Below are 21,754 nucleotides of genomic sequence, written 5' to 3'. Positions count from 1 at the left end.
ACAGCTTGTCGCCCATCTGCATTTGTCTGATAATAGATAAAAAACAGCGTTGTGAGCGTATCAGCCATCAGCCAGCCATTAGCCACCAGTAAGACAGCAACTCACGGGAGGAGTATGACATGAAGAAAATATTCGTTTTGGGCGCCCTTGCGGCGATGCTCGCCTCGGGCACCGCGCTTGCCGACACCAGCGGCAAGAAAATCGCCTTCTCCAACAATTACGCCGGCAATTCCTGGCGGCAGGCGATGCTGGACAGCTACGCCATCGTCACCAAGAAGGCGGTTGCCGACAAGGTGGTCGGCGCCGCGGACGTCTTCACGACGGCCGACAAGGAAGTGCCGACGCAAGCAGCGCAAGTGCAGAACCTGATCCTGCAGGGCTATGACGCGATCGTCATCAACGCGGCGTCTCCGGATGCCCTCAACGGCGCCATCAAGCAGGCCTGCGACGCCGGCATCGTCGTCGTCTCCTTCGACGGCATCGTCACCGAACCCTGCGCCTACCGCGTCGTCGTCGACTTCAAGGACATGGGCAAGCAGGAAGTCGAGCAGATGGCCAAGTTCCAGCCCAAGGGCGGCAATCTCCTGGAAATCCGCGGTCTCGCCGGCACTTCGATCGACGACGCCATCCACGCCGGCATCCTCGAGGGTGTCGCTGCCCATCCCGAGTTCAAGATCGTCGGCTCGGTGACCGGCGACTGGGACCAGACAACGGCACAGAAAGCCGTCGCAACGATCCTGCCGTCGCTGCCGGATGTTGTCGGGGTGGTCGACCAGGGCGGTGACGGCTACGGCGCGGCGCAGGCTTTCGCCGCCGCCGGCAAGCCGCGCCCGACCATCATCATGGGCAATCGCCAGGATGAATTGCAGTGGTGGAAGGAGCAGAAGGAAAAGGACGGTTACCAGACCTGGTCGGCATCGATCGCACCGGGCGTATCGACGCTTGCGTTCTGGGTGGCGCAGCAGGTGCTCGACGGCCGCACCGACGTGCCGCACGATCTGCTGGTTCCCTATCTTGCCTTCACACAGGATGATTTCGAGGCCGCGCTGCCGAAGATTCCGAAGGGCGGCGTCGCTAGCCACGAATACACGCAGGAAGACGCCATCGCGGCGATCAAGGCCAACATCAAGTGAGCATGGCACTATTGTTGCCGCCACGGATAACCGGGTATCGTTGAGGGATGCCCGAGGCCAATGCAGACATCATCATGCCGGACGGCGCCGAAAAGCTTTTCGGCGCCGTCAGTTTGGACATCATAAGACTGGACGGAGCCGAAAAACATTTCGGCGCCGTCAGGGCGCTCGCCGGTGTCGATTTCAGCGTTCGTGCCGGAGAATGCGTCGGTCTCGTCGGCCATAACGGCGCCGGAAAATCGACGCTCATGCATATGGTGGCGGGCACGCTTGCCCCCGACAGCGGGCAGATCGCGGTCCGCGGCGGTGTCGAGGCAAGTTATTCGGTGCCGCGCGCACAGCAGCTCGGCATCCGTTGTGTTTTCCAGGAACTGTCGCTCTGCCCGAACCTCAGCGTCGCCGAGAACACGCGGATCAACCACGCGTCGCTTAATGGCTTCGGCTGGCGGCGCAAGGCGGCCGATCTGATCGCCGCCAAGCTGGACGAGATATTCCCCGGCCACAGCATCTCGGCATCCGACATCGTCGGCGATCTTTCCATCACCAGCCGGCAAATGGTGGAGGTGGCGCGCGCCTTCACGGTCACGCAGGAGCCGCTCGAACTGGTCATCCTCGACGAGCCGACGTCCTCGCTCGATGCGCATACCGCCGGCCAGCTGCTGGCGTTCGTGCGCCGCTTCGTAGCCGCCGGCAAGAGCTGCATCCTGATCTCGCATGTGCTCGGCGAAGTGCTCGGAAATGCCGACCGCATCGTCGTGATGCGCGACGGCAAGGTCGTCGCCGCGGGGCAGGCCGATCAATTCGACCGCGACAGGCTGGTGACGGCGATGGGCGGAGCTGCGGCACGCGAGAAGGCCGCCGCAGAGATTGCGAGCGGCAAGCCGGAGCCCGGTCCGCTGCGGGTCCGGGCGCGGCCGGCGCGACAGCAGGACGGCAACGAGCTCGTCGCCCGTGCCGGTGAGATCATCGGGCTTGCCGGACTTGCCGGGCATGGGCAGACCGATCTTTTGCTGGCGATCTTTGCTGCGGCTTCCCGCGCCAGGACCGGCATCGAGGTCACCGCCCCGGTGGCGCTGGTTGCCGGCGACCGCCAGTCGGACGGGATTTTTCCGCAGTGGTCGATTGCCGAGAACATCGGCATCCGTTCGCTGGCGCGATTGCGCAACGGCCTCTTGATCTCGCCGCAGCGCGAAGCCGAGCTCGCCGAGTTGTGGCAGCGGAAAATCGGCATCCGTACGCCCGACATGAACAACAACATCTTCTCGCTGTCCGGCGGCAACCAGCAGAAGGCGCTGTTCGCGCGGGCGCTCGGCTCCGACGCCAAGATCGTGCTGATGGACGATCCGATGCGCGGCGTCGACATCGGAACCAAGCTCGAAGTCTACGACCTGGTGCGCGAAGAGGCTCGCCATGGCCGCACTTTCCTCTGGTACACCACCGAAACCGAAGAGCTCGACAATTGCGACCATATCTATGTGTTCAAGAACGGCCGGATTGTCGCCAACCTTCGTCGCGACGAACTGACGGAGGAAAAAATCATCCAGTCGTCGTTCGGCGAGGCGGCCTGAGATGACAGCGGCATCCGTCGAGAATGGGCTAAGATCTTCGGCTCGCGCCACGAGGCGGGCGCGCATGCTGCGCAGCCTGCTGCCGGCACTGTCGCTGGCGCTGGTGCTCATCGCCATCGCCTGGCTCAACCCGCGCGCCATCAGCTATTTCGGCTTCAGCCTGATGCTCAATCTGGCGATCCCGATCGCACTGGCGACGATCGCGCAGATGTTCGTCATCGCCGGCAACGAGCTCGATCTGTCGATCGGCACCTTTGTCGGCTTCGTCGGCTGTGTCACGGCGACGTGGCTGAAGGACGCGCCGCTGCTCGGCGTCGTCATCCTGCTCGGGTCGATCGGGGTCTACGCGCTGCTCGGCGCGCTGATCCATCTGCGCAACCTGCCCTCTATCGTGGTGACGCTCGGCATGAGTTTCGTCTGGCAGGGCATGGCCATCCTCATCCTGCCAAAGCCCGGCGGCAAGGCGCCGGACTGGCTGCTGGCGCTGATGGCCTTCAAACCACCCTTCATTCCGTTCCCGATCATCGCGGCATTGCTGATCGCAGCCGTCGTCCACTTTGGCCTGATGCGCACCTCCTACGGCGTCATCCTGCGTGGATCGGGCGGCAATTCAGCCGCACTCAAGCGCGCCGGCTGGTCGCTGCTGCGCACCAAGATCGCGCTGTTTGCGCTGACCGGTCTGTTCGGCGTTTTGTCCGGCATGGCGCTGATCGGCATCACCACCTCGGCCGATGCCAATATCGGCAATGGCTACACGCTGCTTTCGATCGCCGGCGTCATCCTCGGCGGCGGCGAGTTCGTCGGCGGCCGGGTGTCGCCGATCGGCGCCGTCATCGGCGCGCTGACGCTGGCTCTGGCCGCATCGCCGCTCTTGACCTTCATGCACATTCCGCCCGACTGGCAGGTCGCCGCCAATGGCGCCATCCTGATCATCGTGCTGGCAGCGCGGGTGCTGATCAGCCGCAGGGAGAGGTGAGCATGGCTTCGCTGCGGACCCTGCTCGCCAGACCCTGGATCTGGTCATTCTTCGGGGCGCTGCTGGTGTGGCTGGCGACCATCGCCTTCACCGGCGGCTATGGCGGCGGCGGCATGATCACGGCGGCGCTGTCGCTCGCCGTCTTCACCGTCATTGTCGGCGTCGGCCAGATGTTCGTCATCACGCTCGGGCCGGGCAATGTCGACTTGTCGCTGCCGGCCAACATCGGCCTTGCCAGCGCCGTCGCCATGAAGGTCATGGACGGCAATGATGCGATGATTGCGGTCGGGCTGCTGGCCGCGCTTGCCTGCGGCATGGCGATCGGCGCCGTCAACTATCTGCTGATCTGGGCGCTGCGCATTCCGCCGATCATCGCGACGCTGTCGGCCAGTTTCGTTATCCAGTCGGTCGATATCAGCTATGGGCGCGGCCTGCAGATCAAGCCGCCGCCGGGCTTTGCCGACTTCACCAACTGGCAGGTGTTCGGCATCCCGGTGCTGGCGATCCTCACCGTGCTGTTCACCATCGGCGCCGGCATCGTTTTGCAGCGCATGATCTACGGACGCTCGGTGTTGGCGATCGGCCAGAACATCCGCGCCGCCTGGCTGGCCGGCGTCAATGTCGGCCGCACCCGCTTCCTCACCTACACGCTGTCGGGCGCGCTCGGCGGCCTCGACGGCGCACTGCTCGCCGGCTATTTCCGCGGCGCCAATGTCGACATCGGCAATGAGTATCTGCTGGCCTCGATCGCGGTCGTCGTCATCGGCGGCACGTCGGTAGCTGGCGGCAAGGCCAACGTGCCGGGGGTCTGGGGCGCGGCGCTGTTTCTCGTGCTGCTGTTGACCATGCTCAACACATTCGGCGTCAGCGTCGGCGTCCGCCTGGTGCTGACAGGGCTGATCATCGTCGGCGTCATCACCGCCGCCGGTGGGCAGAAGGCGCTGCGCTAAGGCAAGGCACCCGGCGGCGAGGGGATAACGATCCGGCCCGCAAAACACGTGGTTCCCATCCGCATGCCAGCGCTGTAAATCCCGTCGCGCTATTGGCCAACATCGTTGTATGAGGTTTGCGTGTCCGATTTCGTCAGCACCACAAGGCATGGCAACGTCGCGGTGGTGATCATCGACAATCCGCCGGTCAACGCGCTGAGCTTCCATGTGCGCGAGCCGTTGATGCGGGCGCTCGTTTCCCTGCGGGACGAGCCGTCGGTCGGAGCAATCGTGATCGCCTGCGCCGGGCGGACCTTCGTCGCCGGCGCCGATATCACCGAATTCGGCAGACCGGCGCAGCAGCCGGAATTGCGCGCTATTGTCGCCGTGCTGGAAACTATTACCAAGCCGACGGTCGCAGCTATTCACGGCACTGCGCTCGGCGGCGGCCTGGAACTGGCGCTCGGCTGCCATTTCCGTGTTGCCGACCGAACGGCAAGGCTCGGCCTGCCGGAAGTCAAGCTCGGCCTGCTGCCGGGCGGCGGCGGCACGGTTCGCCTGCCGCGCCTGGTTGGTCCGCTAAAGGCACTCAGCATGATCGTTTCGGGAACGCCGATCGGTGCTGCCGAGGCGCTCGCCGACGGCCTCGTGGATGCCGTCTTCGATGGCGACCTGATCGCGAAAGCGGTGAGTTTCGCCAGCGAAACGGCCGCGAAAGGCGATCCGTTCACGCCCGTGCGCGACCGCAATGATCGCCTCGACCAGGCCGACTTGCCGGCTTTCGACAAGCAGGCGGCAGCGTTTTCCAAAAAAGCACGCGGCCTCGAAGCGCCGATCGCCTGTGCGCAGTCGGTCCGCAACGCCCTGACGCTGCCCTTCGACGAAGCGCTGGCGGCGGAGCGCGACCTGTTCCTCAAGCTTGTCGCCGGTGACCAGTCACGCGCGCAGCGGCATCTGTTCTTCGCTGAACGTGAGGCGGCAAAGATTGCCGGCAAGGATGTCGTCAGGCGCAAGATCGCCCGGGTCGGCGTCATCGGCGCCGGCACCATGGGCGGCGGCATCGCCATGGCGTTCGTCAATGGCGGTCTTCCCGTGACCTTGCTGGAGACGACGCAGGAAGCATTGCAACGCGGACTGACGACGATCGACAAGAATTATGCCGTTTCCGTTATCCGCGGATCGCTGAGCGAAGACGCCAAGCGCGAGCGGCTGGATTTGTTCAGGGGCAGCACCGACTATGCCGACCTCGCCGATTGCGACCTGATCGTCGAGGCCGTGTTCGAGGAGATGGCGGTCAAGAAGGATGTCTTCGGCAGGCTCGATGCGGTGGCCAAACCGGGCGCGATCCTCGCCACCAACACCTCCTATCTCGACGTCAACGAGATCGCCGGTTCGACGTCGCGGCCGCAAGATCTCCTCGGCATGCATTTCTTTTCGCCGGCTAACGTCATGAAGCTTTCGGAAATCGTCCGCGCCGACAAGACTTCGCCCGACGTGCTGGCGACCATCGTCGATCTGGCACGGCGGATCGGCAAGGTGCCGGTCGTTGTCGGCGTCTGCCACGGCTTCGTCGGCAATCGCATGCTGGCGGCGCGCGGTGCGGAACTGGAGACGCTTCTGCTGGAAGGCGCCATGCCGAGCCAGGTCGACCAGGTGTTCACCGATTTTGGCTGGCCGATGGGGCCGTTCGAGATGAGCGATCTCGCCGGCCTCGACATAGGCTGGCGCAACCGCAAGGCGCGTGGCCAGTCGGCCGTGATCGCCGATGCGTTGTGCGAACAGGGACATTTCGGCCAGAAGACCGGCAGCGGCTTCTATCGTTATGAGAACGGTTCGCGCACGCCGCTGCCCGATCCCGAGGTCGAGACGCTGATCCGTAACAAAGCTGCCGAACGCGGCATTGCACCGCGGCCAATCGGCGCCGAGGAGATCATCGAGCGGACGCTCTATCCGATGATCAACGAGGGCGCCAAAATCCTCGAGGAAAAGATTGCCGCCCGGGCGTCCGATATCGACCTTGTCTGGGTCAACGGCTACGGCTTCCCGGTCGGCAAAGGCGGGCCGATGTTCTGGGCGAGCCTCGAAGGCGTGGACAAGATCATCCAGCGGCTGGATCACTGGCACCAGCAGACCGGCAAGGACGTCTTTCGAGTGGCACCTCTGCTTAGGCAAATGGCCGAAACCGGTTCCTGGGACGGCGGCTAGTATCAACGCCGGTCAGGCGCTGGTGATCGACGGTGGAGAAAGCATCGGCTGATCCGCCGCTCCCCGCAGGCGGCAGCTGAAATTGTCTTTGGCCTAACGGCCGGCGGCGAGATGTGCTTTCGTCTCGAGGAGAATGCGGCCAACATGGCTGGGCCGGGAAAGGGAAGGCTGCATTATGGCCGAGGCCTATATCTGCGACTACATCCGCACGCCGATTGGACGCTTCGGCGGTTCGCTGTCGGCGGTCCGTGCCGACGATCTCGGCGCTATCCCTTTGAAGGCGCTGGTCGAGCGTAATTCGGGCATCGACTGGGCCGCCATCGACGATGTCGTCTATGGCTGCGCCAACCAGGCCGGTGAGGACAATCGTAATGTGGCGCGGATGTCCCTGCTGCTGGCCGGCCTGCCCAAGGAGGTTCCCGGCTCGACCGTCAATCGCCTCTGCGGTTCGGGCATGGATGCGGTGATGATTGCTGCCCGCGCCATCAAAGCCGGCGAGGCGGAGCTGATAGTATCAGGCGGCGTCGAATCGATGAGCCGTGCTCCGTTTGTCATGCCGAAGGCGGAGACCGCCTTTTCGCGCAATGCCGAGATTTACGACACCACGATCGGCTGGCGCTTCATCAATCCGCTGATGAAGAAGCAATACGGCGTCGATTCGATGCCGGAGACCGGTGAGAACGTGGCGGAAGAGTTCGCTGTCTCCCGCGCAGACCAGGATGCGTTTGCCGTGCGCAGCCAGGACAAGGCAATCGCCGCGCAAGCCAATGGTCGGCTGGCGAAGGAAATTACGCCGGTGACGATCGCGCAGCGCAAGGGCGATCCGGTGATCGTATCAAAGGACGAGCATCCGCGAGCAGGCACGACGATCGACTCGTTAGCCAAGTTGCCGACGCCGTTCCGGCAAGGCGGCACGGTTACCGCCGGCAATGCCTCGGGCGTTAACGATGGTGCCGCAGCGCTGATCGTCGCCTCGGAAACGGCCGTGAAAAGATACGGGTTGACGCCGATCGCCCGTATTCTCGGCGGTGCCACCGCCGGCGTGGCGCCGCGCATCATGGGCATTGGTCCGGTGCCGGCCACGCAAAAGCTATGCGCCCGGCTCGGCCTGGAGCCGCGACAATTCGATGTCATCGAGCTCAACGAGGCCTTCGCCTCGCAAGGCATCGCGGTGCTGCGCCAACTCGGCATTGCCGAGGATGCGGAGCACGTCAACCCGAATGGCGGCGCCATCGCGCTCGGCCATCCGCTCGGCATGTCCGGGGCGCGCATCACGGGCACGGCTGCGCTGGAGCTGCGCGAACGCGGCGGCCGCTACGGCCTCGCGACCATGTGCATCGGGGTCGGCCAGGGGATCGCGGTGGCGCTCGAGAGATTGTGAGCAAGCAGCTCCGGTCGTTCTAAAGGTGCGATTACACGAACGTTTACAGCAGTTCCGCCCGGCCAAATTTGACCATGTGGACAAAAGCCGGGCACCGTTCCATAGTTCCTTCGCCGATATTCCAGAGAAGAGAGCCGGCTCGACACGGCGCCAATCAGAGGGGCATGCAATGGACAACGGGAAGAGCAGAATCCAATCGAAACGCGAAGGGCTTTCGCGACGCAACGTGCTGGAGCTGGGCGCGCTCGGCCTGGCGGCGGCGATGCTGCCGAGGAGCGCCTTTGCCAAGACCAAGAAGCTGAAAGTGGCGGCGATCTTCGCCACGCCGATCGAGGAACCGTGGGACAACCAGATCCATGTCGCCCTGCAGAAGGCCGAGAAGGAACTCGGCATCGAATACAAATGGTCGGAGAAGGTACAGACCGCCGATTTCAGCCGTGTCATGCGCGAATATGCGCAGGGCGGCTATGAGCTGGTGCTGGGCGATGCCTTCGCCGCCGAGCGCGAATCGCGCAGGACCGCCAAGCAATTCCCGAAGACCGCCTTCCTGTTCGGCTCCGGCGCCGGGCCGGCCGAACCGAATTTCGGGGTTTTCGACAACTGGATCCACGAGCCGGCCTATCTGTCCGGCATGATTGCCGGAAAAATGTCGAAATCGGGCACGATCGGCGCCGTCGCGGCGATGGGCATTCCGGAAGTGAACCGGCTGGTCAACGCCTTCTTTGCCGGCGCCAAGGAGGTCAATCCCAACATCAAGAAGAAGGTCGCCTTCATCGGCTCGTTCTTCGATCCGCCGAAGGCAAAGGAAGCTGCTGTCGCCCAGATCGACGCCGGCGTCGACGTCATCTATGCCGAGCGTTTTGGCGTCATCGAAGCGGCGGTCGAGAAGAAGATCCTCGCTATCTCCAACATGTCGGACCAATCGAGCCTCGGCCCCGACACCGTGATCACCGGCCCGGTCTGGGACATGTATCCGACCGTCGAGCAGGCAATCAAGCTGGTCAAGGCCGGCGTCTTCACCGCGCAGGATTACGGCGATTTCTCGCGCATGGCCAAGGGCGGCTCCTACCTCGCGCCCTACCACAAGTTCGACAAGACGCTGCCGGCCGAGGTCAAGGACTTGGTCGAAAAGAAGAAGGCCGAAATCCTTGACGGCAATTTCCGCGTCGATGTCGATGAGAATACGCCGGTCTCGGATTAGGTGCTTGCCCTCCCCCTCGTGGGGAGGGTGGCCCGCAGAGCCGGGTGGGGTCCGCGGCGACGCGCTCCATCTTTTTCAGTCAGAGGTCGAGGCAGTTGAGGTGACCCCTCCCGCCTCGCTTCGCTCGGCACCCTCCCCTCAAGGGGGAGGGATATCGGCGTCAACGCCACCAGGATCCCGCCTTGTCAACGCCTGCCCCTCTCATCGAAATGCGCGGCATCTCCAAGAGCTTTGGCGCCGTCAAGGCGAACGAAGCCGTCGATCTCAGCGTCGCGCCGGGTGAAATCCTCGGGCTGCTCGGCGAAAACGGTGCCGGCAAGACGACGCTGATGAATGTGCTGTTCGGCGCCTATGCGCCCGATGCCGGCGAGATCCTGGTGCAGGGCCGGCCGGTGACGATCAACAGTTCGGCCGATGCGCTTGCCGCCGGCATCGGCATGGTGCACCAGCATTTCCATCTCGCATCGCGGCTTTCGGTGCTGGAAAACCTCTTGATCGGTATTCCCGGCAGATCGGGCCGGATCGATCGTCCCGGCGGGCTGGCGCGGCTCGCCGAGATCGGCCGCCAGCACGGGCTGACGCTCGACCCGGACCTTCCCGTCTCGGCGCTGGCGGTCGGCGAGCAGCAGCGGCTCGAAATCGTCAAGGCGCTGTTTCGCGGCGCAAGGCTGCTGATCCTCGACGAGCCGACAGCGGTGTTGGCGCCGACAGAGGTCGACGGACTGTTTTCGGCGCTGCGCTCGATGGCGGCACAAGGGCTCGGCATCATCTTCATCTCGCACAAGCTCAACGAGGTGCGGGCGCTGACGCATCGCTGCGTCGTGCTCAGGCACGGGCGCGTCGCCGGCCGGGTCGATGCGCCGGCCAGCACGACGTCCTCGGAGATGGCGCGGCTGATGTGCGGCCACGAGATCGTGCCTCCGGCCAGAGGACCGTCGATGCCCGGTGCGGCCGTGCTGACCCTCGACGGTATCTCGACATCGCATCATTCCGGCATGGCGCTGCACGATGTTTCGCTGTCGGTTCGTGGCGGCGAGATCCTTGGCATCGCCGGCGTCTCCGGCAATGGCCAGCGCGCGCTTGCCGAGGTCATCTCCGGCGTGCGTGCGCCCGATGCCGGGAAGATGACCATAGCCGGCAAAGCGGTTTCGCGGTTCTCGCCGAGCACAGTCCAGGCGCTCGGCCTCGGCCGCATCCCGGAAGACCGCATGACGACAGGGCTGGTCACCAATCTGCCGCTTGCCGATTCCATGGTGCTGCCACGCATCGGCACGGCGGCGTTCAGCCGCAACGGCCTGCTCAAGCCGGATGCGATCCGCGCCTTCGCCGAGGCGCAGATCAAGGCCTACGACATACGTTGCCCCGGCCCGATGACGCGCGCCGGGGCGCTTTCCGGCGGCAATCTGCAGAAGGCGCTTCTGGCGCGCGAACTCGCCTTCGATCCAAAGGTGCTGATCGTTTCGCAGCCGACTCGCGGCCTCGACATCGGCGCCGCGCGCTTCATCCACGAAAAATTCCTCGACATGCGCGCCAAGGGCTGCGGCATCATCGTCATTGGCGAGGACCTGGAAGAGTTGCTGATGCTCTCGGATCGTATCGCGGTGATGTATGAGGGCCGCATCGTCGGCACGCTCGACAGTGCCGACGCCAGCGTCGCTAGACTCGGGTTGATGATGACCGGAGCGGAGGCGTGATGTTCCGTCTCGAGGCCCGCACCTCAACGCCCGCCTGGTTCAATCTGGCGCTGCCGCTGCTCGCAATCGGCGCGACGCTGATCCTGTGCAGCGGCCTCATCGCACTGGCCGGCGCCGGCGTCGTCGAGGCTTATGGCGTAATGTTTTCGGCGTCGCTGGGCGACAGCTACGCCGTCACCGAAACGCTGGTGCGTGCCACCCCGATGATCTTCACGGGACTGGCCGTGGCAGTCGCCTTCCGCGCCAAATTCTGGAATATCGGCGCCGAAGGGCAATTGCTGGCTGGTGCGGTGGCGAGCTGTGCCGTCGGTGCAATCCCGATGCCGGGGCCGCTCGCCATGCTGCTGATGGCGCTGGCGGGTGCCGCCGCCGGCGCGGCCGTCGCCCTGATCCCCGCCACGCTGCGGGTAAAATTCAGGGTCGATGACGTGGTCAGCTCGCTGCTGCTCAACTCGGTCATTTTCTACGCACTGATGGCGCTGATCGAGGGGCCATGGAAGGACAGTTTCAGCGGCTACCCGATCTCGCCGCCGATCGAGGATACGGCCAATTTCCCGGTACTCATCGAAGGCACGCGGCTGCATCTCGGCGTCGTCGCGGCGCTGGTCGCGGCACCCCTGATCTGGTTCGTGGTCGCGCGTACGACGCTCGGCTTCCGCATCAGGGTCACCGGCGAGAACCCGGAAGCCGCGCGCTATGGCGGCATCAATGTCGAGCGGGTGCTGATTTCGACGGCGCTGCTGTCTGGCGCATTGGCCGGCCTTGCGGGCGTCGGCGAGGTCGGCGGCGTGCATTTCCAGGTGATGAGTGACATCTCGCCGGGCTATGGCTATTCCGGCATCGTCGTCGCCATGCTGGCGAGGCTCAATCCGCTCGGCGTGGTGCCGGCGGCGATCTTCCTTGCCGCGGTGATGACCGGCGCCGAGGCGATGTCGCGGGCGACCGGCGTTCCGGCCTTCCTCAGCGATGTCATCCAGGGAACTGCGCTGCTCGCCATGCTGGTGGCGCTGCTGTTCACCGCCTATCGCATCCGTCGCGTGGGAATAGCCAAATGAGCGTGGTGCTGGAACAGATCTTCCAGGTCGGCTTCCTGGCCGCCATCATCCGCATCGCCACGCCGCTGGCCTTCGCGACGCTGGGCGAGATGTTCTCCGAGCGCGCCGGGGTGCTCAATCTCGGCATCGAAGGCATCATGCTTTTGTCGGCAATGACCGGCTTCACCGCGGCGAGCCTGGGCGGCAGCCTGTGGCTCGGCGTGCTTGCGGCGGTGCTGACCGGGGCGCTGATGGGTGCCGTGCATGCGCTGTTCACGGTAGCGCTCGGCCTCAGCCAGCATGTCTGCGGCATCGGCGTGACGCTGTTCTCGTCGGGCCTTGCCTATTTCCTCTACCGGCTGATCTTCGGCCAGCAATCGGTGCCACCGAACATCAAGGGGTTCGAGACGCTGCCGATCCCGATCCTGTCCGACGTACCGGTGCTTGGGCCGGCGGTGTTCAACCAGTTTTCGCTGGTCTACATGGCGATGCTGTCTATTCCCCTGGCCGCCTTCGTGCTCTACCGCACACCCTGGGGCCTGTCGGTCCGCATGGTCGGCGAAAACCCGCGCGCCGCCGATTCGGCCGGCGTCAGCGTCATCGCTACGCGCTTCCAGGCGGTGATCCTCGGCGGTGCCTTGATGGGACTGGCCGGTGCCTTCCTGTCGATGGCGCAATTCAACGCCTTCACCTTCGGCGTGGTTTCGGGGCGTGGCTGGGTGGCAATCGCGCTCGTCGTTTTCGGCCGCTGGGATCCGTGGCGATCGGCAGGCGCGGCACTGCTGTTTGCCTTCGTCGATGCCCTGCAGTTGCGCATGCAGGCGAGCGGGCTTGGCCATATCCCCTACGAGGCCTTCCTGATGCTGCCGTTCATCTTCACCATCGTCGCTATGGCGGTGATGTCGCGCAATGCGGTGGCCCCGTCGGCGCTGCTCAAGCCGTTCCGGCGCGAAGAGCGGTAGAGCGGCGCTCCGCTTTTCACATCGCCGTGAAGCCGTTGTCGACGAACAGATGCGCGCCGTTGACGAAGCTGGCCTCGTCGCTGGCCAGGAACAGGGCTGCCTTCGCGACCTCTTCCGGCTCGCCGATCCGCCCTTGTTGCGCCGCCATTGCCGCGTCGGAGACATCGACGCCGAGTTTGTCGAGATCGGCGACCTCGCGCAGGCCATGCGGTGTCCTGATGAACCCTGGACAGACCGCATTGCAGCGGATGTTGCGGTCGCGGAACTCGACGGCGATGGCACGCGCGAACATATGGCAGGCGCCCTTGGTGGTGTCGTAAAGCACCTCCATCGGCGTCGCCGCCACCGCCGAGATCGACGAGGTGCAGACGATGGAACCGCCGCCGGCGGCGATCATGCCGGGCAGCACGGCACGCGTCATCAGGAACATCGAACGCACATTGACGGCATGCAGCCAGTCCCATTCCTGCAGCGTGGTCTCCAGGAAGGGTTTGATGACGATGGTGCCGGCGTGGTTTAACAGAACCGTAACCGGGCCGAATTTTTCCGTCGCGCCCTTCACCGCCGCTTCGACCTGCGCCTCATCCGATACGTCGGCGACCCAGTGCTCGGCGACATGGCCGCGTTGCCTGATTACCGCTGCGGTAGCCGCCGCCGCTTCGCCGTTGCGGTCGACGATCGCCACCTTGGCGCCCTCGGCCGCGAAAAGCTCCGAGGCCGCACCGCCCATTCCCGTCGCGCCGCCCGAAATGATGGCGACCTTGCCGGCCAGTCTTGTGCCCATGGTATGCTCCCTGCTGCCTTGCCGTGACGTCGCGGCTTTCCGCTGAAGCGATGCTATCCCTCATCCATTGGATGGCCAAGGAGCCACAGACACATGGACCTGACGTTTCCTGCCGTCACCCCGGCATGCCGCAAAAGGCAGCGCTAAGCAGTAAAAGCACTAATGTGTCTATCATTTGGAGAAAATTGTTCTAAGGATCGCGCGAAAATAGCACTCGACAAAGTCTACTGATTTTATAGATTAAGCGCCGAGACGGAGGTCGATATGTCCTATAGCCAGAACGCTCAGACTGCCCGCAAAGGCCAAAGGCTGGGTTCCGACCAGGTGTGGCGGCCGGCCTACGCCGGCGCTTTCGCCTATCTCGTCTTTGCCCTTGCGTTTGTATTCACCGGGGCAGTGGTACTGGGGCTGATCCCCTGATTGTCAAGGCTCTGATCATCGAGGCTTCCTCGGGATAGCGGCCTGCCGTTTGCAGAAATTCCGGAGTTGATGAACCGAATGCCGGTGCGCTTTTGCGCGCCCTGATTCCAACGTGATGGAGGAGATGGCAATGCCGATCGAGTTCACGCATGTTCCCGGTAAGATCCACGCCACCAACGCCAGCTTTTTCTACGACTTTGTCGAGACCGCGACGAAGCTGTCACTGATCGAGGATGCCGGATTCCGGAAGATCGTCATCGACGACCAGGCCGGACTGCTGACCAATATGGACCTTGCCGCCCAGACGCTGGACCGGACCTCGTCCCTGGAGGTCGTGCTCACGCATTGGGCAGGCGTGATCGAACCAACCGTGGCGGCGCGGCAACTCGCTGCCCTCGACGCGAGAAGCGGTGGCCGGCTGTCGCTCAGGATGCTCAGCGAGCCGCTGAGCGACGACGATGCCGAGGCACGTCCGGCCGGCCACACAGTGGTCTGGCAACGCATCGATGAATATCTGGTGCTGCTGAAGCGGTTGTGGTCGAACGACAGGCCGTTCGACCATGAAGGCACCTTTTACAGCATCAAAGGCGGCTATGTGCCGCGCAAGGGGCCGCATGGTGCCGATGTGACCATCCGCATGGGCGGACAGTCGGGCACGGCGCTCAGGGTCGCGGGCAGGCATGCGGATGTGTTCGAGCTGGCGCCGGGCTCGCTTGCAGAAATCCGCCAGTCAATGGAGCGTGTACGCGGCGCTGCTGCCGAACACGGCCGGGCCGGCAAGCTGCGTTTCGCGCTTCCGGTCCGAATCCGTTCGGAAGACAAACCGGCCGCTTCCTGCCAGAAGGCGCTCGAACTTGCCGGGCCGCCGGCGCAGGTCGCGCTTTCGCTGCTTTCTTACGCCGCTTTGGGGATCAAGGAGTTCATGATCGTCGGCGTCGACAGGCCACGCGAGATTGCGACCGCCGGCCGCGAGGCGATCGCGCTCTTGCGCAATTCGCTGGCACGGCGCGAGGCCGATGTCCCTCAGCCGGGGGCGTTTGCGTCACGCGCGACACAGGGAGCACGCGCCGGCTGCTGAAGAGCCTCCGTCGTCCCGCGCCTTGGTGACGGGTCTACCACCATTCCGGGAAAGCCGCGTGAGCCGCCCTGACCAGCGTCGGTATTTCCTGATCGGGAACGGAGCTGTAGGGCCAGAGCAGTCGCGGCCCGAGCGGCGCCCAGCCGCCGGCCGCGGCCATCGCCTTATCGAGTGCTGCATCACCGACATTGTAACGGGTGCGAAACGGTAGGACATGTGCGGCGAGGAAGGCCTGTATGCGGGCCTCGACCTCGGCAGCGGCGGCCATGTCGGTGCGGATTATCTGCCACCACATCATCGCGCCCTTCGGGTTGAGGCAGGCAACGTTGGAATAGCTGCCATGGGCCCCTCCAGCATAGCCTGTTGCCAGCGTGTGGCCGGGGACGAAGACGGAAAATCGGTCCAGTTTGCGGCGCATGTCGGCATACCAGCCGGGGTCGCCGCCCGGCAGCTTGGCGCCGACCAGCGATGGCACGGCCGCACGCAGACTGGCGATGCCGTCGAGCGTCAGGTGGCGCTTGGCGTGCGGCGGATTGTAGAGCACCAGCGGCGTTTCAGGCGCGGCGTCGCACAGGCCGCCGGCAAAGCGCATGACCTCGTCGTCGCTGGGCGGCCACCAGTCGGGCAGCGTGAACTGCACCGCCGCCGGGCGAAGTCCGGCGACCCGCGTCAGCCGCTCCAGCGCGACGCGCGGATTGGACTGGCTGATGCCGATCTGGAAAGGAAGGCGCGCGCGGCCGGCTATGGTTGCGACCAACTCACAAAGCCGGTCGAATTCGGGCTCGGTCTGGCAATGGAACTCGCAGGCCGTGCCATTGGAAAAGACGCCGTCGACGCCTGAGGCGCAGAGTCGGGCGATCGTCTCTTCCGTCGCCTGCCAGTCGATCGCTCCGCGATCGTCGATGGCCAGCAGCACCGCGCCCCAGACGCCGCGCGGTGCGTGTGCGGGCAAGCGGGCCAGATGGTCGTCGAGGTCAGCGTCCACCGGCGATCTCGTGTTCGCGGCGGGTTTCGTTCGAGGCAAAGGCGGCCTCGATGATGGCGATCATCTTGCGCCCATAGGCACCGTCGACCGGCACCGGCGTGTCGTCGGCAATGGCATTGCGCATCGCGCGCCATTCGCGCACCAGCGCGTTATGCATCCAGTTCGGCTCAAAGGAACCGGGCAGCTCGGTCCAGACCGTCTCGCGGCCAAGCATGGTGCCGCGGTCCATGTCGATGCGCAGCGTTCCCCGCTCGCAGACCAGATCCATGGCATAGGTGGTGGCGCCGGTGCGATAGCCGACGCTCTGCACCTGGCCGATGCCGCCGCCGGCGAAGCGCAATCCGAGCAGAGCGCTATCGTCTGCTTCCTGGTCATGGAACTTGGCGCCGAGCATGCCGCTCACCGACACGACATCGTCATCCATCAGCCAGACCAGGCGATCGACCGCGTGGATGCCGGCCGTCAACAGCATGCCGCCGCCGGTCGCCTTGCGCAGATGCCAGTCGCGGCGATTGTGCTCCATCCACAGCTTGATGATCCAGCTCGATCCGGCGAGCGGCCGGCCGAGCTCGCCTTCCTCCAGAATTTGCCTGGCCGCCATGCAGGGCAGGGCGAAATGCATGAGGTGGGCGACCATCAGCTTGACGCCACCCTTGGCCACGGCGGCGTTGATCGCATCGCAGGCAGCCACCGTCGGCGCCATCGGTTTTTCGAGCAGGATATGCTTGCCGGCCTTTGCCGCGCCGATGGCCATTTCGGCATGGAGATGGTGCGGGCTGGCAATGAGGACCGCATCGACCTCCTTGTCGTCCAGCAGCCTTCGCCAGTCCGCGTAGCCGCGGCCGCCATGTTCAGCGGTGAATTGCTGCAGTGCGTCGACATTTCCTCGAGAGGCGGCGACGAGACGAATGCCGCCAACCTCACGGATTGCCCGCGCATGGCCTGCGCCGAAATCGCCGGCGCCGATAATTCCTATTCCAATCATGGTCCTGCCTTTTGATAAGCGGCGTCGATCAGCGACATCGCCGCAACATAATCTTCGATGGACACCGGCGGAGGCGCCTTTCTGGCCAGCCGGTCAAGCGTATCGCGCATGAACAGACGATAGCGCGTTGCCGGCAGTTCGACCGGCAGATCGACGATTGCCGCGTCGTCGAGCGTTGCGCAGATAACATGGTCGCCACGATCGATGAGGGTGGCATTGGCACTGACGATGCGCCACTCGAAGTCACCGCCGGGGCGCATCGAAGCAAAGGTGTAATCGGCCTCGACGATGAACAGCGCGCCGGCCTCGTCTTCCAGCACCAGAAGTGCGTGATCCTCGACCGGGCCGGGATGGATGCGGTTCGCGATCGAAACGGTCTTCAGGCCGAGCTTGCCGGTTGCGAGGCTGAGTGCCGCGTCGACGCCGTGTATGCCGAGATTCCTCAATGCACCCCCGCCACCAACCGCCGGGTCGAGCACCCAGGCGACACCGTCGGCGATGTAGCGTTGCGGCGGGCCGTTGACCAGCCGGAACTGGCAATGCGCCACGGGGCCGGCGCGACCTTGCCGGCGCAGCCGTTCAAGGCCGGCAACGGCCGGCCCGAAACGGTTGGGCAGGGGAACAGCGACGAAAGCCTGGTACTGCCTGGCAAGGTCGCGCAGCGCCATCAGTTCCCTCGTATCGCTGGCCGCCGGCTTCTCCAGGATCAGCGGTATCCTTGCCGCGATGATCGCACGTGCCCGCGCCGGCACCATCGAAGGGTGCCCCATCAACAGGATCGCATCCGGCGGGCTGGAGAGTATCTCCTTGAAATCTTCGATAAACGGCAGGTCGTGGTGCGCGGCGAACGCTTGCGCTTGGCCAGGATCCTCGTCCCAGATACCGGCGATCTCCGTGCCGTAAAAGCGTGCGGCGTCGAGGTGTATTTCGGCGTGCCAGTGGCTCGAGCCGGCGAGGGTAATCTTCATTCGGAGGCAGCAGGTTTGTTATGGGCTTGCAGGATATCCTACAAGTGGCTATACGACAAGCGGCGGGCAAGCTTCAGCGGATGATGAAGGCAGTGGGATGGCGGAACTGAAGTCGATCGAACCGTTGAGCAGACCGCCGCTGCTTCACGTCACCGTACAGGAAAGCCTCAGGGCCTATATCGAAAGCAACCAGCTCAAGGCAGGCGATCCCCTGCCGCCGGAGACGTTCCTGGCGCAGCGGCTCGGCGTCGGCCGCAACTCCGTGCGGGAAGCCATCAAGGCGCTGGAATCGATCGGCATCCTGGAGACGCGACGCGGCATCGGCGTGTTCGTCAAGGAGTTCTCGTTCAAGCCGCTGCTGGATAACCTGGCCTACGGTTTGCAGGATTCGCTGCGCGATGTCGAAGAGCTGCGCGAAATCCGTCGCGTGCTGGAAACCGGCCTCATCGCCAAGACGATCGAGATGATCAGTGCCGAGGACATCGAGGCGCTGCGCCAGTTGACCGAGCGCATGCGGCAACGTGCCGAGCGCCATGAGAGCTTCGCCGAAGAGGACCAGCAATTCCATCAGCTGCTGTTCCGCTGCCAGAACAATCACATGCTGAGCGCGCTGATCGACATCTTCTGGACGGCGTTCAACAAGGCCTCGAATTTCACCAATCTCGATAATCCGACGCCGCTGGCGACATGGCGCGACCATCACGAGATCGTCGAGGCTGTCGCCGCCAAGGACGTCGACCAGGCGCGTCGGCGGCTCGACGACCATTACCGAGGAATCCAGCAGGTTATCGCCAAGAACCGAACACCCTGAACATGCCAAGGGAGGAACCCATGCGCATCAGGACCACCGCATTCTCTATCGCAGGGCTGCTGCTCGCCAGCATTGCCCCAGTGACCAGCGTCCAGGCACAAAACGCCAAAACCATCGCCGGCGGCTTCGACGTCGGTCCCGGCGGCTTTCCCAAGAACTTCAACCCGCTGGTCGCGACCGGCGGCTACACCTGGCTCAGCACCTATTTTGAACCGCTGGTCATCTACAATGCCGGGCTGACCGAGATCGAAGGCGACCTCGCGAAGGACTACAAGATCAGCGACGACCAGCTGAGCTATACGTTCAACCTGGTCAACGAGACTTGGCACGACGGCAAGCCGTTCACCTCGAAGGACGTCAAGTTCACGCTCGAGCTTGCCAAGAACAAGGCCTCCGGCAGCCTGTTTGCAGCCCGTCTCGCCGATATCGCCTCGGTCGATGCGCCGGATGACCACACCGCAGTGGTGAAGCTATCGAAACCGAACGGATCGTTTCTATCGATCCTCTCGCAGCTGATGATCCTGCCGGAGCATGCCCTGGCCACCCTGTCCCCGGAAGCGCTGGCGACCAGCACCTGGTGGTCGACCACTCCGGTCGGCACCGGCCCGTTCAAGTTCAAACGCTACGTGAGCGACCAATATGTCGAGCTGGCAGCCGATGACGATTATCGCGGCGGCAAGCCGAAGGTAGACGTGCTCATCAACCGCTATTTCGAGTCACCGGCGGCGGCCGTCGCCGCGCTCCGTGCCGGTGAAATCCAGTTCACCTATGTCGAGCCCGACGATGCGGCCTCCTTCAAAAGCGACAGCAATTTCAAGGTGATCGAAGGTGCCTCCTACGTGGTCAACTATATCGGCCTGAATCAGAAGGTCGACCTGTTCAGGGATATCCGTGTCCGCCAGGCGATCATGTACGCGATCGACCGCAACGCCATTATAGACAGCCTCTATGGCGGTGCCGCCAAGCCGGCCAATTGCGGCTATGTCGCGCCGCATCTCGTTCCCCAGGGTCTCGAACCATATGCCTACGATCCGGCCAAGGCCAAGGCGCTGCTGACCGAGGCGGGCTGGGACAAGATCAACGGCGACAAACCGATCACCCTGCTGACCTATTACGGCTCGCCGCAAGCGGCCAACGTGATGGCCGCCATCCAGTCGATGCTGGCCGAAGTCGGCATTAACGTGGTGCCGCGCGTCGTCGATACGCCGACCTATAACGGCATCGTCTACAAACAAGGCACGCCGGACTGGAATGCCTTTCCGATGGTCTATGCCGGCCTGCAGAACGGCCCCAATCCGGCCAGCCTCAACCCCGGCCTCAACAAGTCGCAGATCCCGCCGGCAGGCTTCAACACCATGCGCATCGATTTCGACGATCTGAGCGCTGCATTGGACGCCGCCCTCGGCCAGACCGATCCGGCCAAGATCGACCAATCCTGGCAGGAGGTCTGCAAGGTGATGAACAAGGACCTGCCCTGGGCAACGCTGTGGGTGGCCAACCGCTATGGCGTGGCCTCCAACAAGCTGCGTGACTTCGTCTGGACGCCGGCGCCGGGCGGCGGCCCCTACGCAGCTCACCCGGAGCGCTGGGATATTCAGTAAGAACCCCGCAACGAAGCGAGCAGGCGGACCACTTTGGCGCCGCCTGCCACCGCCACGGATAGCCCATGTTGAGCTTCATTGCCCGCCGCAGCGCTACAGGATTGCTGATGCTGGTCGCGCTCAGCGTCCTCATCTTCATCCTGTTGCGGCTGGCGCCGGGCGATCCGATCGACGCCTATATCAACCCGTCGGTGCCGATGTCCGCCTCCGATCTCGAGGGGCTGCGCGAACGGCTTGGGCTCGACCGGCCGCTTCCCGTGCAATATCTGGCCTGGCTGCGCGCGGCGCTGGGCGGCGACTTCGGCTTTTCGATCCAGCGCAGCGGCGTCGCCGTGCTGCCGCTGGTCATGGAGCGCATCGGCCCGACGGCGCTGCTGATGGGCACGGGCCTGGCGATCGCCATCGTGCTCGGCATTTCCGCCGGCATTTTCAGCGCGGTGCGCCGTAACGAACCGTCCGACATCGCGCTGTCGGTGCTGTCGTTTATCGGAATCTCCAGCCCGGCTTTTCTGACGGCGCTGCTTGGCCTCTATTTCTTCTCGGTGCTGCTGCGCTGGGCGCCGTCCGGCGGCATGCAGACCGCGGGTGCGCCGTTCTCGATGACCGACGTGCTTGCGCACCTCATCCTGCCCGCTTGCCTGCTGTCCATCGGCCATGCCGCGCTGATCATGCGCTACATGCGCGCTTCGCTGCTGGAAGTGCTCAACCAGGATTACGTGCGGACGGCGCGTGCCAAGGGCGTGCGCGAGTTCTGGGTTATCATCAAGCATGCAACCCGCAACGCGCTCTTGCCGGTCATCACGCTGATCGGCTCGACCGTCGGCATCGCCATTGGCGGCGCCATCTTCCTGGAAAGCGTGTTCAATTGGCCGGGCATGGGACTGCTTCTGGTCAATGCCGTTGGCATCCGCGATTACCCGGTGATCATGGGCGCCACGCTGGTGATCGGCGTTTGCGTCATCCTGGTCAACCTGTTGACCGACGTCGTCTATGCCGTCGTCGACCCGCGCATTCAGGTGGCGTGATGGCAATCACTGCG

Annotated in this window: 19 protein-coding genes; 15 read left to right on the top strand and 4 right to left on the bottom strand. The window is 64.3% G+C overall.

Features of this window, described 5'->3' with window-relative positions; all coding sequences use genetic code 11:
- Positions 1-119 precede the first annotated feature (119 nt).
- The 10 genes from NKI63_RS24250 to NKI63_RS24205 all read left to right on the top strand — a co-directional run bounded on the left by NKI63_RS24250 (position 120) and on the right by NKI63_RS24205 (position 13,083).
- The gene (locus tag NKI63_RS24250) at positions 120-1,133 is read left to right on the top strand and encodes an ABC transporter substrate-binding protein (protein WP_254817784.1); all 1,014 of its coding nucleotides are present in this window, start codon (positions 120-122) and stop codon (positions 1,131-1,133) included.
- Positions 1,134-1,207: 74 nt separating this feature from the next.
- The gene (locus NKI63_RS24245; RefSeq protein WP_352480036.1) at positions 1,208-2,701 is read left to right on the top strand and encodes a sugar ABC transporter ATP-binding protein; all 1,494 of its coding nucleotides are present in this window, start codon (positions 1,208-1,210) and stop codon (positions 2,699-2,701) included.
- A gap of 1 nt (position 2,702) precedes the next feature.
- Positions 2,703-3,677, top strand: a complete 975-nt coding sequence (locus tag NKI63_RS24240; RefSeq protein WP_352480003.1) for an ABC transporter permease — start codon at positions 2,703-2,705, stop codon at positions 3,675-3,677.
- A gap of 2 nt (positions 3,678-3,679) precedes the next feature.
- Entirely contained in the window at positions 3,680-4,627 is a 948-nt protein-coding gene (locus NKI63_RS24235; RefSeq protein WP_023678189.1) for an ABC transporter permease, read from the top strand.
- 120 nt (positions 4,628-4,747) lie between these two features.
- A complete protein-coding gene (locus NKI63_RS24230; protein ID WP_352690280.1) occupies positions 4,748-6,811 on the top strand; it encodes a 3-hydroxyacyl-CoA dehydrogenase NAD-binding domain-containing protein in 2,064 nt (687 codons plus the stop codon).
- A gap of 175 nt (positions 6,812-6,986) precedes the next feature.
- Positions 6,987-8,192 (top strand): 3-oxoadipyl-CoA thiolase, encoded by a 1,206-nt coding sequence (gene pcaF, locus NKI63_RS24225; protein WP_352509105.1) that lies wholly within the window; start codon positions 6,987-6,989, stop codon positions 8,190-8,192.
- 169 nt (positions 8,193-8,361) lie between these two features.
- The gene (locus tag NKI63_RS24220; protein ID WP_352509104.1) at positions 8,362-9,393 is read left to right on the top strand and encodes a BMP family protein; all 1,032 of its coding nucleotides are present in this window, start codon (positions 8,362-8,364) and stop codon (positions 9,391-9,393) included.
- Positions 9,394-9,602: 209 nt separating this feature from the next.
- Positions 9,603-11,087, top strand: coding sequence for an ABC transporter ATP-binding protein (locus tag NKI63_RS24215; RefSeq protein ID WP_502896211.1), 1,485 nt, complete (start codon positions 9,603-9,605; stop codon positions 11,085-11,087).
- Positions 11,087-12,142, top strand: coding sequence for an ABC transporter permease (locus NKI63_RS24210; protein ID WP_352509103.1), 1,056 nt, complete (start codon positions 11,087-11,089; stop codon positions 12,140-12,142). Before NKI63_RS24215 ends, NKI63_RS24210 begins: the two co-directional genes overlap by 1 nt.
- Complete coding sequence (locus NKI63_RS24205; protein WP_352509102.1) at positions 12,139-13,083, top strand: ABC transporter permease; 945 nt, start codon at positions 12,139-12,141, stop codon at positions 13,081-13,083. The genes NKI63_RS24210 and NKI63_RS24205 overlap by 4 nt, the downstream gene beginning before the upstream one ends.
- Positions 13,084-13,099: 16 nt before the next feature.
- Here NKI63_RS24205 and NKI63_RS24200 read toward each other — a convergent pair whose 3' ends face one another.
- Positions 13,100-13,867 (bottom strand): SDR family NAD(P)-dependent oxidoreductase, encoded by a 768-nt coding sequence (locus NKI63_RS24200; RefSeq protein ID WP_352509101.1) that lies wholly within the window; start codon positions 13,865-13,867, stop codon positions 13,100-13,102.
- Between the two features lie 264 nt (positions 13,868-14,131).
- Here NKI63_RS24200 and NKI63_RS24195 point away from each other — a divergent pair, with 264 nt between their 5' ends.
- Together NKI63_RS24195 and NKI63_RS24190 are read left to right on the top strand one after the other, a co-directional pair.
- Positions 14,132-14,287: a hypothetical protein gene (locus NKI63_RS24195; RefSeq protein ID WP_023678176.1), complete on the top strand. Its 156-nt coding sequence runs from the start codon at positions 14,132-14,134 to the stop codon at positions 14,285-14,287.
- 130 nt (positions 14,288-14,417) lie between these two features.
- Positions 14,418-15,365 (top strand): LLM class flavin-dependent oxidoreductase, encoded by a 948-nt coding sequence (locus NKI63_RS24190; RefSeq protein WP_352509100.1) that lies wholly within the window; start codon positions 14,418-14,420, stop codon positions 15,363-15,365.
- 34 nt (positions 15,366-15,399) lie between these two features.
- Here NKI63_RS24190 and NKI63_RS24185 read toward each other — a convergent pair whose 3' ends face one another.
- From NKI63_RS24185 to NKI63_RS24175, 3 genes are read right to left on the bottom strand one after another with little or no spacing between them, the layout of a single operon-like run.
- Positions 15,400-16,350 (bottom strand): dihydrodipicolinate synthase family protein, encoded by a 951-nt coding sequence (locus NKI63_RS24185; protein ID WP_352823640.1) that lies wholly within the window; start codon positions 16,348-16,350, stop codon positions 15,400-15,402.
- Positions 16,340-17,335, bottom strand: coding sequence for a Gfo/Idh/MocA family protein (locus tag NKI63_RS24180; RefSeq protein ID WP_352509092.1), 996 nt, complete (start codon positions 17,333-17,335; stop codon positions 16,340-16,342). Before NKI63_RS24180 ends, NKI63_RS24185 begins: the two co-directional genes overlap by 11 nt.
- Entirely contained in the window at positions 17,332-18,303 is a 972-nt protein-coding gene (locus tag NKI63_RS24175; RefSeq protein WP_352823637.1) for a Gfo/Idh/MocA family protein, read from the bottom strand. The genes NKI63_RS24180 and NKI63_RS24175 overlap by 4 nt, the downstream gene beginning before the upstream one ends.
- A 97-nt stretch (positions 18,304-18,400) precedes the next feature.
- Between NKI63_RS24175 and NKI63_RS24170 the strand changes: the two genes are divergently transcribed.
- The 3 genes from NKI63_RS24170 (at position 18,401) to NKI63_RS24160 (ending at position 21,740) form a co-directional block, all read left to right on the top strand.
- A complete protein-coding gene (locus NKI63_RS24170; RefSeq protein ID WP_352509090.1) occupies positions 18,401-19,114 on the top strand; it encodes a FadR/GntR family transcriptional regulator in 714 nt (237 codons plus the stop codon).
- Positions 19,115-19,134: 20 nt separating this feature from the next.
- Positions 19,135-20,715 (top strand): ABC transporter substrate-binding protein, encoded by a 1,581-nt coding sequence (locus NKI63_RS24165; protein ID WP_352755943.1) that lies wholly within the window; start codon positions 19,135-19,137, stop codon positions 20,713-20,715.
- A gap of 65 nt (positions 20,716-20,780) precedes the next feature.
- Positions 20,781-21,740 carry an ABC transporter permease gene (locus NKI63_RS24160; RefSeq protein WP_352823633.1) on the top strand — a complete coding sequence of 320 codons (960 nt, stop codon included), beginning with the start codon at positions 20,781-20,783 and terminating at the stop codon, positions 21,738-21,740.
- Positions 21,741-21,754 lie beyond the last annotated feature (14 nt).

This window comes from Mesorhizobium sp. M0410 (genome assembly GCF_040321435.1).
Lineage (GTDB): Bacteria > Pseudomonadota > Alphaproteobacteria > Rhizobiales > Rhizobiaceae > Mesorhizobium.
This window is presented reverse-complemented; position numbering and strand designations above follow the sequence as displayed.